This window comes from Microbacterium sp. Mcb102 (assembly GCF_024519805.1).
Classification (GTDB): Bacteria; Actinomycetota; Actinomycetes; order Actinomycetales; family Microbacteriaceae; genus Microbacterium.
Window position 1 is genome coordinate 539,092 of the sequence record NZ_JALJRG010000001.1, and the last position, 15,133, is coordinate 554,224.

The following is a 15,133-nucleotide window of genomic DNA, read 5'->3' on the forward strand; positions in this document are numbered from 1 at the left end:
CCCCGTAGAATCGAAGGGCTATGGCTACCCCTCACCCCCTCACCACGACTGTCAGTGGTGCCGACGTCCGCGTCCGCTTCTGCCCATCGCCGACCGGGCTGCCGCACGTCGGCATGGTCCGCACGGCGCTCTACAACTGGGCGTACGCACGCCACAACGGCGGGAAGATGGTGTTCCGCATCGAGGACACCGATGCCGCCCGCGACAGCGAGGAGAGCTTCCGTCAGCTCGTCGATGCGCTCACCTGGCTCAAGATCGACTGGGACGAGGGTGTCGAGGTCGGCGGACCCCACGCTCCGTATCGGCAGTCCGAGCGCCACGACATCTACCGTGCGGTGATCGACAAGCTCATCGCCACCGGGGCGCTGTACGAGAGCTACTCGACGGCGGAGGAGATCGACGCGCGCAACGAGGCCGCAGGCCGCGCCAAGCAGCTCGGCTACGACAACTTCGACCGCGACCTCACCGACGAGCAGAAGGCGGCGTTCCGCGCCGAGGGCCGCCAGCCCGCCCTGCGCCTGCGCGTGCCGGACGAGGACGTCACCTACGTCGACCTCATCCGCGGCGAGGTCACGTTCCCCGCGGGTTCGTTCCCCGACTTCGTGGTCGTGCGGCCGAACGGCGTGCCGCTGTACACGTTCGTGAACCCTGTCGACGACGCGCTCATGGGCATCACCCACGTCCTGCGCGGCGAAGACCTCATGCCCTCCACCGCGCGCCAGCTCTCGCTGTATGCGGCGCTGATCGACGCCGGTGTCACGACCTTCGTGCCGCGCTTCGCGCACATGCCGCTCGTGCTGGGCGAGACCGGCAACAAGAAGCTCTCCAAGCGCGACCCGCAGGCCGACCTGTTCCTGCACCGCGACCGCGGCTTCATCCCCGAGGGGCTGTTGAACTACCTGGCGCTGCTCGGGTGGTCGATCGGTCCGGACCGCGACGTGTTTTCGCTCGACGAGTTCACCGCGGCGTTCGACATCGAGAACGTCAATCCGAACCCGGCACGCTTCGACCAGAAGAAGGCCGAATCGATCAACGGCGACCACATCCGGATGCTGGGGGAGAAGGAGTTCGCCGAGCGGACGATCCCGTATCTCGCGGCGGCCGGCCTCTTCGACGAGCCCACGCACGAGCAGCTCGTGATGGCCTTCCGGGTCGCACCGCTCGTGCAGGAGCGCGTACAGCTGCTGGGCGAGGTCCCCGGCATGGTCGGGTTCCTGTTCGAGGACGAGGTCTCCTACGCCGAAGACGCGCTCAAGGGTCTGCCGGCGAATGCTGCAGAGGTCCTCGATGCGTGCGTCGGCGCTCTCGAGCCCGTGGAGGATTTCGTGCCCGAGAAGATCCAGGAAGCGCTGGCCACGGCGCTCGTCGAGAAGCTGGAGCTCAAGCCGCGGATCGCTTACGGGCCGCCGCGGGTCGCCATCACCGGCCGTCGGATCTCGCCGCCGCTGTTCGAGTCGATGGAGCTGCTCGGCAAGGATGAGTCGCTGCGTCGCCTGCGGTCGCTCTCGGCGTTCCTCGCGAGCTGAGCGCGACGCGCCCGAGCGGCGGTGCGCACCGGTGGTTTTGGTGTTCCGCCGTCGCTCGGGTAAGCTTGAATCTCGGTGCGAGGCTCCGGTTTCGCCCTTGGGGTATGGTGTAATTGGCAACACGGCGGTTTCTGGTTCCGTTGTTCTTGGTTCGAGTCCAGGTACCCCAGCAAGACGAAAACCCCCGCTCAGGCGGGGGTTTCGTCGTTTCCGCGGGTACTGATTCCGGCTGGCGGCAGGCACCTGTCGACGCCGACATCCATCGAACGGACGAGGCCGGTGGGGAGCGCACGCAATAGGCTCCGAGCATGGCCCTGGAGTCTCTCTTCCTCCGTCTCGACCGGATCGCGGGCGGGCGGCAGGCCGGCGTCGCGATCAGCGAGGCCGACCGCACTCACCCCAAGACCCTGCGAGCGTTCACGTGGATCCTCTGGCTCCTCGTCGTCGAACTCGTGATCGGAGTGGGTGCCGTCGTCGTCGCGCTGCTGCTGGCGGTCGAGGGGGAGTCCGTCTCGTTCGCCGTCTGGATGCGAACGCTGGTCGTCCTCGCGATGACCGCGACGCTGTTCTACTTCGCCTGGCGTGCGCAGCGCGGCTGGCGATGGGCCTATCAGCGCCTGAGACTGTTCGCGCAGATCTTTCCCGTCATCACGCTCGTGATGGCCGCCATCCCGGGCCTCTACCCGCTCTGGATGGTGTCCGAGCAGATCGTCTTCAGCCTGATCATGATCGGCATCGCCGACTTCCTCACGAGCGATCACATGCGCCGGACCTTCGCGCGACCTCCCGCCGACGGCGAATAGCACGGCGGGGCGCGCGACGCCACTCCCTACCGCTGCCGTTCGGAGACCTGCATCCTCGACGGAGACGACTTCAGGGGAGGATCACGAATGGCCAGACTGGTTCGAGTCGCACCGGATGAGGACCCGGGATTCCGGCGGGTTCGCTCGGGGTCGGGGTTCCGGTATGTCGATCCTGCCGGCGAGACCGCACCGGAGGCGGATCGCGAGCGCATCAGCGATCTGGTCATCCCGCCCGCGTGGCACGACGTGTGGATCGCCGCGGATCCGCTCGCGCACATCCAGGCCGTGGGGATCGACGGCGCGGGGCGCAAGCAGTACCTGTACCACCCGCTCTGGCGCGTGAGCCGTGATCGCCGCAAGTTCGTGCGAGCGCTCGACCTCGCGGCCGCTCTGCCCAGCGCCAGAGCTCAGGTGACCAGGGCGCTCAAGGAAGAGGGACAGACCAAGGAGCGCGCTCTGGCGATCGCGTTCCGGCTGCTCGACGACGCGGCGCTCCGCATCGGCTCCGAGCGATACCTCGTGCGGCACGGCAGCCGTGGGCTCACGACCCTTCGCCGGCGCGACGTGCGCGTGTCCGGCAGCGATGTGGCGTTGTCCTTCCCCGCGAAGAGCGGCCGCACCGCCTCGATCGAGATCACCGACGAGTCGCTCGCCGACGCGCTGACCGATTTCGCCGCAGGGAAGTCAGGAGCCTTCCTTCTGGCCTATCGCCGCGGTCGTCGCCGTGTGCGCATCACTCCCGCCGAGGTCAACACGTACCTCCGCGAGGTGACGGGGGCGTCTTTCACGGCCAAGGACTTCCGTACCCTGCACGGGACCGTCATCGCGGCCGATGCACTCGCGCGGATCGGCGAGCTCGACCGTCGCAAAGATCGGGACCAGGCCGAGCGACTCGCCGTGCAGGCCGCCGCGACCGCGCTCGGGAACACGACGGCCGTCGCACGCGGCAGCTACATCGATCCGCGGGTCTTCCGCCAGTACGCACGGGGACGCACGCTGGACCTCTCGGTGACGCCCGAGACGGCCATCCGACGGCTCCTGGGTGGGCCGGAGATCTCGAAGAACGTCAACCGGCGAGCTGCAGCCAGACGACAGCGATGAGCATCGGGATGAGTGGTGTGGCCACTGCGGCGATCACCGGCCACCACCGCGCACGGGTGTCCACGGTTCGAGCGCGCTCGGTGAGAGTGTCGCCTTCGCGGCGGTAGGACTGCGGGTCGAGCGGAGCGGCAGCCTCATCGCGGTACAGCAGCGTCCGTCGTCCGAACCGCTCGTGCAGCGCGGCGATCACCGTGAGGAACCCGTGGAGCTCGCTCTCGTCGGTGAGGTCGACCGCAGGAAGGTACAGGTGCAGCGTGCTGTCGACGATCTCCAGATCGAGGTCGGCGCTCTCATCGAGAAGGATCGCCATCAGATCGGGTGTGAGCACATACAGCGCGTCGGTCTCGTAACCGTGCGGGACGGACACCTCGAACACATCGCTGAAGTTCCCCTCCAACCGCAGCTGCGAGCGGCCGGTCGGTCGTCGCGGAAGCACACTGAGCGCTCCACCGCCCCGACGCGAGCGGAGCGTGATCCTCGGCGCTTCCGACGGGAGGGGGATACGCACGGCGCGCACGGTATGCGTGGTCGCTCCCTCGCGGTCGCCGATGACGAAGATGCGCTCGACGCTGTCGAACGGGAGGCTGGTGTGGAGTGCATCGAGGTGGTCCTGGGCGGTGCGGCTCCCACGGTCTATCTGCTCGTCGATGGATCCGCCCCACATACGGTCGCCGATGTCTGCGCGGTACATCCACCCGAGCGCCTGTGCGATGGCTTCGAGGTTCGCGCGTCGCCGTCGATGCTGCACGACTGCGAAGGTCGAGGTGGCGACGAGCACAGCGCCCGCGACGATCGTCGCCAGCTGTGCGAGGAGCAAGGAGGCACCATCGAGCCCGAAGCCCACGGGCAGCAGATAGAACGCGACGCCGGCGGCGATCACCAGATAGGCCACCGACGCGGCGATCAGTCGGAAACCGCCCCGCACGGGGGTTCCCGCGTGCGGGGCGGGCATCGGTTCCGAGTGCGTGAACACCGTCAGGGCTTGTACACGATGGCGATGTTCAGCTGGCCGTTCTCGCGTGCCCAGGCGAGCCAGCGCGGTTCGTTCAGACCGTTGAGACGCTGGATCGGGATGATGTAGATGCCCTGATCGATCCGGCTCAGCGCGCGGAACTCCGGCTTCTTCGAGATCCAGATGGTGCCCCCGCCGTCCCACGGCTCGAGGCACGAGTACACATACCCGTGCTCGCGGAGGTTGATCCGGTCGGTCAGGCTCTCGGCCTGCTGTCGGAGCTCGGTGACCACGTCGGCGGGCACCGTGCCGTCCAGGGTGAACGCGGCGACGTCGTACACGTTGCCCTCGCCGAAGTCCCGCGTCGTGAGGATGGTCAGTTCGGTGACCCCCTTGTCGGAGGTGCGGGTCCACAGCGCGTGCGAGTTCTTCGCACGCTTGTTCATCAGGAACCCGCCGAAGTTCACCTTCTGGAACGAAAAGTCGTCGAGCTTCGCGGCGATCTCTGCGCGTGTCGTCATGGGGAGTGTCTCCTTGTCCGGGAGGTCGGGCGGCCTCCGTCGAGCGAGCCTAGGTGCCCGCCACCGGGCGCCGTCGGACCCCGAACGAGCCCGAACGACGCGCCGGCTGAGCGCCGCCGCAGCCTGCCATAGGCTCGACTCATGCCCGCCCCGCGCACCCTCGACGAGCTCTGCAGCGGGCTGGGGCGGATGCGCGCGGATGCCGGATCCCCCTCGTACGCGGAGATCGCACGGCGCATCGGACGGTTGCGCGGGGGAGCGGAACCGGCGAAGGTCACGGTCTACGACTGCTTCCGTCCCGGTCGACGACGGGTGGATGATCGGCTCGTCGGAGACATCGTCCGGGCGCTCGGCGGCGAGGAGACCGAATCGGAACGCTGGAGCGAGACGGCGCGCGTGCTCAACGGCGAGCGATCCGGAGTGCACATCGAGGTGACGCATGCTCCGCGGAACGCTCCCGGCGCGGAGATCGGTCGAGAAGCACTGTTGGCCTCGGTGCCTGCGGCGGATGTCCTGGTTCTCACCGGGCTGCCGGGCGCCGGGAAGAGCACCTTCGCCTCCGCACTGGTCGGCAGGGACTCCGTGCTCACGGTGCAGCTGCGCGAATCCGAGTCGGACCGCCCACGCGCCGACCCCATCGACGTCCTGCGGCGCATGCTGGGCGCGCTCGGAGTCCGTTCGCTGCCCTACGAGCTGCCCCGCCTGCGCGAGACATTGCAGGTCACCGCGCGCGGTACGACCGTGATCGTGGAAGACGCGGGTGATGCCCGGCGCCTCGCCGCACTGATCGTCCCCGGGGTGCGGTACGTCGTGACCTCCCGGGTCGACCTCGCCGATCTGGAGCAGCGTGTGCGACCGCAGACGCTCACCATCGCTCGTGTCATCGTTCCGCCGATGACGGACACCGACGCGCAACGGCTCCTCGCGCATCTCATCACGGTCGAGGGGACGGCGGCGCCTCTGCCCCACTCGGAGATCGACGTCGGTGCAGACGCGCTCCGGCGCATCGTGGCCGTCGGTGGCGGCCTCCCGCTCGACCTCGTGATGCTCGCGGGCATCGTCCGTGAGCACGAGGGCTGGTCGTTCCAGGATCTCGCCTCGCGGTTCGAACACGAGCCGCGTGATGCGCGGATCCGTCCTGTGCTCGAAGCCGCGACCCGCTCGTTGTCGCAGAGTGAGGCCGATCTGCTGGCGGACGCTGCGCTGTTGGACAGGGACATCGACGCCGAGGTGCTGCTCGCTGCCGGCGGTCCGTCGGCGGAAGCCGATCTGCATCGCCTTCATGGTCGCCATCTCGTCGAGCTCCGCGACGGGCACCTGCTGATCCACGCCACGGTCTTCGCATTCGCCGCGGAGCGATCGCGCTCGCTTCGCCCGTCGTCGGAGCGCCGGGCCTTCGTGCTGAGGGCAGCGGCCGCAGTGGTGGCGCGGATCCGCTCTGACCCCGACTATGCGGCGCGGGAAGTGGTGACCGTGCTCGCCGTCGCCGCGGCGGCTCGGGAGCACGCTGCCGATTCCGCGGTCGAACAGCTCGCCATCGAGGCGCACCCCGGGCTCTCCCGGTGGTCGATGTGGAACGAGTCGCTGCGCCTGCATGACCTCGCCGCGCGCGGAGTGGGACTCGACCTCGTGCCGGAGATCGCCCTGGGCGTCGCGCATTGCGCCGAGAAGCTGGGGCGTCTGGACGAGGCGCTGATCACGCTGCATCGGGTGCGATGTATCGCGACCGGGGCGTCACTCGCGCGCACCTGGAATCAGATCGGCAACGTCCAACGATGGATGAGCCACCTCGAAGAGGCGCTGCGATCCTACGAGCTCGCGATCGGTCATGCACGGGCCGCGGGGGCTCGGATCGTGGAGGGGCGTGCGACCGGCAATCATGCCGACACGCTGCGCATCCTCGCCCGGTACCCGGAGGCGCGCGACCGTTATGCGGTGGCCCTGACGATGGCCGGGGAGGAGGGCGACGATCTCAACGTCGCGGTCGTCCGCGGCAATCGGCCCCTGCTCCTCCTGGCGATCGGACAGCTCGATGACGCGGCCGCCGAGCTGCAGGGGCTGCTCGACGAATCGAGCGTCGACTCGCTGCCGTTCGTGCGCAGGACGCTGGCCCTGGTGGCGGAAGCGACGGGGGACGACGTGCTCGCTCGCGAGCTGTGCGCGACCGCGAGACAGACCCTGCGGACAGCGGGGGAGTTCGCGACATCGGCGGACCTCGACCTGCTGGAGGCACGGCTCGATGGCCGCGCCGGCGACCTCGTGAGGGCGCGAACCACCGCCGAACGAACGCTGCGCGAGGCGGAACGCGCCGGCTCACCGTTGATCGCGACCGAGGCGGCGAACTCGCTGGCGGAGATCCTGGTGCGCGCGGCGACGATCGATGCGACCGCTGCCCACCAGCTGGTCGATGATGCGGAGCGGCATGCCGAGGAAGCGCGCAGCATCGCGGAGGCGACCGGCGATCGTGCCGAGGTCGCACGCAGCGACGCCGTCCTCTCGTCGATCGCGGCTCTGCGAGGCGATGATGGGTCGGCTGAGGCACTCGCGGCAGCTTCGGCGCAGCTCTACGCGGAGATCGGTCATCGCCTGCGCAGCGGGTGAGGCGTGAAGGTGGGGCCGTCTGCGTCCCGTCCGGATGCCAGGATGGAGGGATGGACACCGCCAACCTCACCCGGGAGGAGACCGCCGCGCGATCCGCAGTGGTCACTCTGCACCGCATCCGTGTCGAACTGGATCTGACGGGGGCGCCCGAGCGGGCGCGCACCGGGTTCTCGACCGTGACGACGCTCGAGTTCGATGCCACGGCGGAGTCGACCTGGCTCGACTTCATCGGCGAAGAGGTGCGCCGTGTCGAGGTGAACGGCGTCGACCAGGATGTCGTGTGGGACGGAGCACGGATCACGCTCGCCGGCCTTGCCGCCGCCAACGTGGTCCGCGTCGAGGCGGTCGGGGCATACAGCCGCTCCGGCGAGGGACTGCACCGCTTCCACGACCCGGCCGACGACGAGACGTACCTGTACACGCAGTACGAACCCGCGGATTCGCGTCGTGTCATGGCGTGCTTCGAGCAACCCGACATGAAGGCCGAGTACACCTTCATCGTCGACTCGCCCTCCGAGTGGGAAGTGCTCTCCAACCAGGCCGCGGTGCACACCGACCTCGGCGTCGGGGTACAGCGGGTGGAGTTCGCCCCGACCCTGCCGATTTCGAGCTACATCACTGCGGTCGCCGCCGGCCCCTACACGCGTGTCGACGGCGAGTGGTGGCGCGACGAGCAGCAGATCCGCCTCGGCGTCTTCGTCCGCCGGTCGTTGGCGCCCCACCTGGACGCCGACGAGATCCTCGAGGTCACCCGGCAGGGACTGGACTTCTTCACCGACGCCTTCGCCTACCCGTACCCGTGGGGCAAGTACGACCAGATCTTCGTCCCCGAGTACAACCTCGGTGCGATGGAGAACCCCGGTCTCGTGACGTTCACGGAGTCGTATCTCTCCCGCGGCGCGGCGACGGATGCGCAGCGCGCCGCACGGGCGAACACGATCCTGCACGAGATGGCCCACATGTGGTTCGGCGACCTCGTCACGATGACGTGGTGGGACGACCTGTGGCTCAAGGAGTCGTTCGCCGACTACATGGGTGCGCACGCCTCCGCCGTCGCCACCCGTTTCCACGACGCCTGGGTCAAGTTCGCCGCGAGCCGCAAGGCCTGGGCGTATCAGCAGGATCAGCTGCCCACCACGCACCCGATCGTGGCGGACATCACCGATCTCGAGGCCGCGAAGCTGAACTTCGACGGGATCACCTACGCCAAGGGCGCCGCGGTCCTCAAGCAGCTGGTCGCTTTCGTCGGCGACGACGCGTTCTTCGAGGGTGCTCGGCGCTACTTCGCTGCGAATGCGTTCGGGAACACCACGCTCGACGACTTCCTGGTGCAGCTCAGTGCCGTCTCCGGCCGCGACATGAGCGACTGGTCGGCGGCATGGCTGCAGACCTCCGGTGTGTCGACGCTGTGGACCGAGACGGATGACGAGGGCCGCAGCGTCCTCGTGCAGACCGATCCGCGTCCGCACCGACTGCGCATCGGCCTGTACGAGCGTCGGGATGGGCGCGTCGTCCGGCGCGAGCAGCAGGAACTCGACCTGATCGGCGAGCGGACCCCGCTGGATCTGCCCGAAGCCGATCTCGTGCTCCTCAACGACGACGACCTCACGTATGCCAAGGCGCGGCTCGACGAGCGGTCGCTGCGCACGGTCGAGGAGTCGCTGTCGGAGATCGAGGAGCCCCTGGCGCGGGCACTGGTGTGGTCGTCGCTGTGGAACGCCACGAGGGACGGTGAGCTCGATGCGGCGCGGTACGTGGCGATCGTGCGCACGCACGGCCCCGCCGAGTCCAATATCGGCCTGTTGACGGGTGTCCTCGCGAACGCCGCGTACGCCATCCGGCACTTCGTCGCGGACGGCGACCGTGCTGCGGCCCAGCGCAGTTGGACGGGTGCCGCGTGGAGTGCGCTGCAGGCCGCCGATGCCGGCAGCGACGCGCAGCTGTCCTGGGCGCGGGCGCTCGCGACCGCATCCGCATACGACGACGCGCACCACGAGCAGGTGCGGGCTCTGCTCGACGGCGACGTACCCGCGGGGCTCGTGGTCGACCCCGATCTGCGCTGGCAGTTGCTGACGGCGCTCGTCACGACGGGGCACGCCGACCTCGCCGACATCAGCGCCGAGCAGGAGCGTGACGACACGGGCAGCGGGCGCACGGCAGCGCGACGAGCACGGTCATCGCGCCCGGACGCCGCCGTGCGGCGCGAGGCCTGGGAGACCGCCTGGACCGACCTCACGCTGAGCAACGATCACCTCGACGCCGAGATCGACGGTTTCCGTGCCGGTGGGCGCCGCGATCTGACCGAGGTCTTCGACGCGGAGTACTTCGCCCGTATCTCGGGAGTCTGGGGTGATCGCAGCATCGAGATCGCGCGTCGGCTGGTCCTCGGGTTCTTCCCCGCGGCCGATTCGCTGAGTGCCGTCGATGTCTGGATCGCCGAGAACGCGGCGGCGCCCGCGGCGCTGCGGCGGCTCATCGTCGATCAGCGCGATCATCTGGAGCGCGATCTCCGGGTGCGCGCCGCGCAGGGCGCCACTTCACGCGGCTAAGCGGGAGCGACCTGCATCCCCATGACCGTGCGCACGATCCACGGGTGCGCACGGTCATCGTCGATGTGAGTCATCCCGAGATTCTCCGCAACGCCGCGTGAGGCGTCGTTGGCGGGATGGATGATCGCGGTGAGCAGCGTCGGTGCGAACTCCCGAGCGACCAGCTCGACACACGCGCGCGCTGCCTCGGTCGCGTACCCCCGGCGCTGCATCGACCGGCGCACCTGATAGCCGACCTCCAGCACCGGATCGCCGTTCACGGACTGCCAGGTCAGACCGCAGTCGCCGACGAACTCGCCTTCGCGTGTCTCGATGATCCACAGCCCGTGGCCGTGCTCCCGATAGCTCTTCTGCATGCGCGCGATCCACTCGGCGCTCTCGGCGCGGCTCTTGGGCGCCGGATAGAACGCCATCACCTCCGGGTCGCCGAGCAGGTCGGCCATCAGGTCCAGGTCGTCCTCCGTCATCTCCCGGAAGACGAGTCGCGCGGTCGTCGGAGGGAGGAGGCGTCGTACCGCGCCGCTCACAGATCGAGCGATTCGCCGGGCTCCAGAACGAAGAACTCCCCGCCGCCCTGCTCGGTCGCCCACTGCAGCCGCTGGCGGTGCATGTTCTTCCCGATGACCGAGAGCGTCATGTCATGGGTGCCGAAGGCGCGACGCGGCGCGACAGCGAGCACGTAGTCCATCGCCTCGCCGATCTTCAGCCAGGGCGCTCCGAGCGGCGCAGCGAGCGTGCCGACGTCGATCCCCTCCGGAACCGCATAGGAATCGCCGGGGTAGTAGAGCTCATCGTTCACCAGTACGCCGACGTTCTCGACGACGGGCAGCGACGAGTGGATGACCTCGTGCGTGCCGCCGAAGAATCGGAGGGAGAAGTCGCCCACCTCGATGGTGTCCCCGGGGGAGACGACCGTGATGTCGTATCCCTCCGCCGCACGAGCCACCCCGGACGGCGCGAAGATCGGCGTGCCGGGTGCCCCGCGCAAGAGGCGGTCGAAGTGATCGGAGGTCCAGTGGTCGGGGTGCTCGTGGGTGATCACGATCCCGATCAGATCGTCGAGATCCACCAGCGGTGCGGTGAAGGAGCCCGGATCGATCAGCAGGGTCTTCCCGCCGGCATCGAGGCGGAGGGCGGCATGTTCGAACTTGGTGACGCGCATGAGACGAGTCAACTCCTTCATCCGGCGCACGGCAAACGTATTCTGCGCGCCACGCCCGGGAGTCAGGTCGGGGCGGCGTCGATTTGGCGGACCGAGAAATGCCATGGCATACTTGAACGGTTGTCGCGCGACGGAAACGTCCGCCAGACGGCCCCATCGTATAGCGGCCTAGTACGCTGCCCTCTCACGGCGGTAACGCGGGTTCGAATCCCGCTGGGGTCACACAACATGAGAAAGCCTCCGGTTCGCCGGAGGCTTTCTTGCTTTTCGGACAGAACTTTCTTGCTTTCCGGACAGAAGAGGCCGCTTCCGGTTTCCCGGGAGCGGCCTCTTCTGGATTCGCCGGACGGAACTCAGGCCTCGTCGGCCCCTGCCTGCTCCGCGCTCGTCGAGGGTGCGGTTCGACGGTTCCGGCGCGCTCGACGGATCAGCCACACGATCAGTACGACGACACCGACGACCGCGAGCCAGGGGAGGACGAAGCCCAGAGCGATCACGAGGGCGTTCAGCGAGACGACGAGGCCGTTCCATCCGGCGAGCAGGCCGTCGGCGAACCCGGCGGGATCGGCGGTGGTGGCCGTCGTCTCTCTCGTGAGTTGCACCTGAAGCGAAGACATCGCGACCTGATCCTGCAGGGACTCGAGCTGCTGCTCGTATGACTCGAGCTGCGCCTGCCGGTCGGTGAGCGCGACCTCCGCCTCGATCAGCTCGGAGACGCTGCCCGACTGCGCCATCAGCTCGGTGAGGCGTTCGACGGAGGCGCGCGTGGAGTCGACGCGTGCCTGAAGATCGATCGACACCGAGGTCACGTCCTGCTTCGACGTCGACGACGAGAGCACGTCACCGGTCTCCCCGAGCGCGGTGATCACATCCGGTAGATCGGCAGACGGCACCCGGATGCTGATCCAGCCGTACGCCGAGTCGGCGGGCGCCGGTTCGGACGTGCCGTCGACGGCGAGGGCCTTCCCGATCTCGGTGCTCTCGACATAGCCGTCGTGCTCCTCGGCGATCGTCGCGATGGCTGAAGCGGCGTCCGCGATGCTCTTCACCTGGACGGTCGCCTGCGCGGTCGCGATGATCTCCCTATCGCCCTCGCTGCTCTCGGCACCGGCGATGGTGGAGTCGGAGATGCTCCCGGGGAGCGATTCGGGCGCGGAGTCGGACATCTGATCCGGTGATGACGACGAGGAATCCATCGAGACGCCGCCCGGGATGCTCAGCCCTTCGGCCGTCGACGTTGCGGCGCCACCGACCGCGCCGAGGATCGGTGGTGTCACGAGGACGCCGACGACGAAGGCCGCGGCGATGCCGCCGCCCGTGAGCCAGCGGCGGCGGCGCTTCCTGGCGCGCTCGGCCTTCGGATGCGCGGGGGAGCGTTCCGCGGCGATCTCGGTGAACACGGCGGTCTCGATGCGGGCGATGGCGTCGTCCGACAGCACCGGCAGTTCGCCACGGGGGTTCTGGTCGTTCATGCGTCTCTCACTTCTTTCACGGCGCCGCGCAACCGGGTGCGCACTCGGGAGAGACGATTGCGGACGACCGCGTGCGTGATGCCCAATTCCTCGGCTGCGGCCTGGTAGGCGTAGCCCTCGGACGCGCACAGGCGGAAGATCTCACGGTCGAGCTCGTTCAGGGTCCCGACCTCGACGGCGATCCGGGCGGCGAGCTCGGCCGTGATGACCTGCTCCTCGACGCTGATCGTGTCGGGCAGCAGGGTCTCGTCGACGGCCTCGGCGGTGTGCGCTTGATCGCGGCGCCGCTGGCGCAGCCGGTTCGCGGCCTGGAAGCGGCAGATCGTGGCCAGCCAGGGCAGGATCGACTCGCCCTGGAGCTCGAGGGCGGGGAGCTTGCGCCAGGCGACGACGAACGTCTCCTGGGTGACGTCCTCCGCGTCGGCGGGCGACGCCAGGATGCCCTGGGCGATCCAGTAGACCGGCCGCACGTGTGTGCGGTACAGCTCGCGGAAGGCGCTCTCGTCGCCGGCCGCGGCCTGCGCCGCCCATTTCTGATCACTCGTCTGCACGGGCATCCTGATTCCGTTCGGTGTCTCTCACCAGGGAAGTGTCGATCGCTGCCTCATCGTCTCAGATCCGGTCGCCGCATTCGTCTCGATCGCTGTTCCCCGCGATGCCGCGGCTCCGGTAGCATTGCCCGGGCGAGAGGGAGTATCCCGGATCCGCGCGTAACGTCATCACGAGCACCGTCATCGCTGCTCCGGGCGCGCGACGCACATCTGTGCGGGGGAGAGACTTTCGACTGATTCCCGACCCCTCCGCGAAAGGCCCGTGCGCCCTTGGAAATCCCCGTCTGGTTCGAGATCACCTCGATGGTCGTCCTCACGATCATCCTGATCGCCGACCTGCTCCTCATCCGGCTGCGGCCGCACATCCCCTCGACGAAGGAGTCCACCCTGTGGGTGGTCTTCTACGTGGGTCTGGCACTGCTGTTCGCGGTTCTGCTGGGCAACGTCGGCGGCTGGCAGAACGCCGGCGACTTCATCACCGGCTGGGCCCTCGAATACAGCCTGTCGATCGACAACCTGTTCGTGTTCGTCCTGATCATGGCCCAGTTCGCCGTGCCGCGGCGGCTGCAGCAGCAGGTCCTCATGGTGGGCATCATCATCGCGCTGATCCTGCGCGGCCTCTTCATCCTCGCCGGTGTGGCGATCGTCGAGAACTTCTCGCCGATCTTCTACATCTTCGGCGCATTCCTCATCTGGACGGCGATCCGTCAGGCCATGCCCGACGGCGACCATGAGGGCGAGGTCAAGCGTGAGAACTTCATCGTGCGCCTGCTCCGTCGTCGCGTCGACATCAGCGAGGAGTACGACGGATCGAAGATCCGCACCACGGTGAACGGCAAGCGCATGTGGACGCCCATGGTGATCGTCTTCATCACGATCGGCGTCACCGATCTGATCTTCGCGATCGACTCGATCCCGGCGATCTTCGAGATCACCACGAACGGCTTCCTCGTCTTCGCGGCCAACATCTTCGCGCTCATGGGTCTGCGCCAGCTCTACTTCCTGCTGGGCGACCTCCTCGATCGCCTCCGGTACCTGCACTACGGCATCGCCGTGATCCTCGGCTTCATCGGCATCAAGCTGATCCTGCACGCGCTGCACGTCAACGAGCTACCGTTCATCAACGGCGGTCAGCACGTCGAGTGGGTGCCCGACATCAGCAACATGGTCTCGCTCGGCGTGATCCTGGCTTCGATGACCATCGCCACGGTGGCGAGCCTCATCGCCTCCTCGCGTGAGAAGCGGGCGTCTCGACCCACCACGACCGTCGAGTGAGCCCACGCCGGCATGGACGGATCGGGAGCGGGGTCTCGCTCGTCTGACCGCAGAGGTGCGGCGTCCCGCGTGAGGTCGATGATCTGAACGGAGAGACGTAAGATGCGCAGATGCGCAGACCTCGCCCGATCACTCCGGCCCCCGGGCAGGAATCCGTCTGGGACTACCCGAGGCCGCCGCGCGTCGAACCGGTCGCCGAGCGCATCACGATCCGCCTCGGCGGGCATCTGATCGCCGATACCCGTGGCGCGGTGCGCGTGCTGGAGACCAGTCACCCTCCTGTGTACTACCTTCCGATCGTCGACTTCGTCCCCGGTGCACTCGTCGATGCCCCCGGCGGATCTTTCTGCGAGTTCAAGGGTGCTGCCCGCTACTTCGACGTGCGCAGTGGAGAAACCCTGCGTCAGGAGGCCGCCTGGAACTACCCGCACCCGGCGCCCGGCTTCGAGGCGCTGATGGACCGGGTCGCCGTGTATGCGGCGCAGATGGACGAGTGCACCGTCGGGGAAGAGATCGCCGTTCCGCAGCCGGGTGGGTTCTACGGCGGGTGGGTCACCTCGGCTGTCGTCGGTCCCTTCAAAGGCGTTCCCGGCTCCCTGGGCTGGTGACGGTCGGCCGGA

The 15,133-nt window shown here is 68.2% G+C and carries 13 protein-coding genes and 2 tRNA genes; 9 read left to right on the forward strand and 6 right to left on the reverse strand.

Going from position 1 to position 15,133, the window contains the following annotated elements; all coding sequences use genetic code 11:
- Positions 1–20: 20 nt before the first annotated feature.
- From gltX to OC372_RS02585, 4 genes are all read left to right on the forward strand, one after another.
- A complete protein-coding gene (gltX, locus tag OC372_RS02570) occupies positions 21–1,526 on the forward strand; it encodes a glutamate--tRNA ligase (RefSeq protein ID WP_262000843.1) in 1,506 nt (501 codons plus the stop codon).
- 98 nt (positions 1,527–1,624) lie between these two features.
- Positions 1,625–1,696: transfer RNA gene (locus OC372_RS02575), tRNA-Gln, on the forward strand.
- Between the two features lie 138 nt (positions 1,697–1,834).
- Positions 1,835–2,329, forward strand: coding sequence for a hypothetical protein (locus OC372_RS02580; protein ID WP_262000844.1), 495 nt, complete (start codon positions 1,835–1,837; stop codon positions 2,327–2,329).
- 87 nt (positions 2,330–2,416) lie between these two features.
- Complete coding sequence (locus OC372_RS02585; RefSeq protein ID WP_091035978.1) at positions 2,417–3,430, forward strand: DNA topoisomerase IB; 1,014 nt, start codon at positions 2,417–2,419, stop codon at positions 3,428–3,430.
- On the opposite strand, the gene OC372_RS02590 is transcribed toward OC372_RS02585, so the two are convergent.
- Positions 3,396–4,382 (reverse strand): hypothetical protein, encoded by a 987-nt coding sequence (locus OC372_RS02590; RefSeq protein WP_262000845.1) that lies wholly within the window; start codon positions 4,380–4,382, stop codon positions 3,396–3,398. The two genes, OC372_RS02585 and OC372_RS02590, sit on opposite strands and share 35 nt — an antisense overlap.
- Positions 4,383–4,405: 23 nt before the next feature.
- Positions 4,406–4,903 (reverse strand): hypothetical protein, encoded by a 498-nt coding sequence (locus OC372_RS02595; protein WP_262000846.1) that lies wholly within the window; start codon positions 4,901–4,903, stop codon positions 4,406–4,408.
- A 141-nt stretch (positions 4,904–5,044) separates the two neighbouring features.
- Here OC372_RS02595 and OC372_RS02600 point away from each other — a divergent pair, with 141 nt between their 5' ends.
- On the forward strand, positions 5,045–7,504 hold the full coding sequence (locus OC372_RS02600; protein ID WP_262000847.1) for a hypothetical protein: 2,460 nt from the start codon (positions 5,045–5,047) through the stop codon (positions 7,502–7,504).
- Between the two features lie 50 nt (positions 7,505–7,554).
- Complete coding sequence (gene pepN, locus OC372_RS02605) at positions 7,555–10,053, forward strand: aminopeptidase N (protein ID WP_262000848.1); 2,499 nt, start codon at positions 7,555–7,557, stop codon at positions 10,051–10,053.
- On the opposite strand, the gene OC372_RS02610 is transcribed toward pepN, so the two are convergent.
- Together OC372_RS02610 and OC372_RS02615 are read right to left on the reverse strand one after the other, a co-directional pair.
- Positions 10,050–10,580, reverse strand: coding sequence for a GNAT family N-acetyltransferase (locus OC372_RS02610; RefSeq protein ID WP_258133986.1), 531 nt, complete (start codon positions 10,578–10,580; stop codon positions 10,050–10,052). The genes pepN and OC372_RS02610 overlap by 4 nt on opposite strands.
- Positions 10,577–11,215 (reverse strand): MBL fold metallo-hydrolase, encoded by a 639-nt coding sequence (locus OC372_RS02615; protein ID WP_262000849.1) that lies wholly within the window; start codon positions 11,213–11,215, stop codon positions 10,577–10,579. The genes OC372_RS02610 and OC372_RS02615 overlap by 4 nt, the downstream gene beginning before the upstream one ends.
- 149 nt (positions 11,216–11,364) lie before the next feature.
- Here OC372_RS02615 and OC372_RS02620 point away from each other — a divergent pair.
- Positions 11,365–11,437: transfer RNA gene (locus OC372_RS02620), tRNA-Glu, on the forward strand.
- 131 nt (positions 11,438–11,568) lie between these two features.
- On the opposite strand, the gene OC372_RS02625 is transcribed toward OC372_RS02620, so the two are convergent.
- Entirely contained in the window at positions 11,569–12,687 is a 1,119-nt protein-coding gene (locus OC372_RS02625) for a DUF4349 domain-containing protein (protein ID WP_262000850.1), read from the reverse strand.
- Positions 12,684–13,244 carry an RNA polymerase sigma factor gene (locus OC372_RS02630; RefSeq protein ID WP_029263552.1) on the reverse strand — a complete coding sequence of 187 codons (561 nt, stop codon included), beginning with the start codon at positions 13,242–13,244 and terminating at the stop codon, positions 12,684–12,686. Before OC372_RS02630 ends, OC372_RS02625 begins: the two co-directional genes overlap by 4 nt.
- 264 nt (positions 13,245–13,508) lie before the next feature.
- On the opposite strand from OC372_RS02630, the gene OC372_RS02635 reads away from it, so the two are divergent.
- Both OC372_RS02635 and OC372_RS02640 read left to right on the forward strand, forming a co-directional pair.
- Positions 13,509–14,513, forward strand: a complete 1,005-nt coding sequence (locus OC372_RS02635) for a TerC/Alx family metal homeostasis membrane protein (RefSeq protein ID WP_029263551.1) — start codon at positions 13,509–13,511, stop codon at positions 14,511–14,513.
- A gap of 110 nt (positions 14,514–14,623) precedes the next feature.
- Positions 14,624–15,121: a DUF427 domain-containing protein gene (locus OC372_RS02640; RefSeq protein WP_262000851.1), complete on the forward strand. Its 498-nt coding sequence runs from the start codon at positions 14,624–14,626 to the stop codon at positions 15,119–15,121.
- Positions 15,122–15,133: the final 12 nt, after the last annotated feature.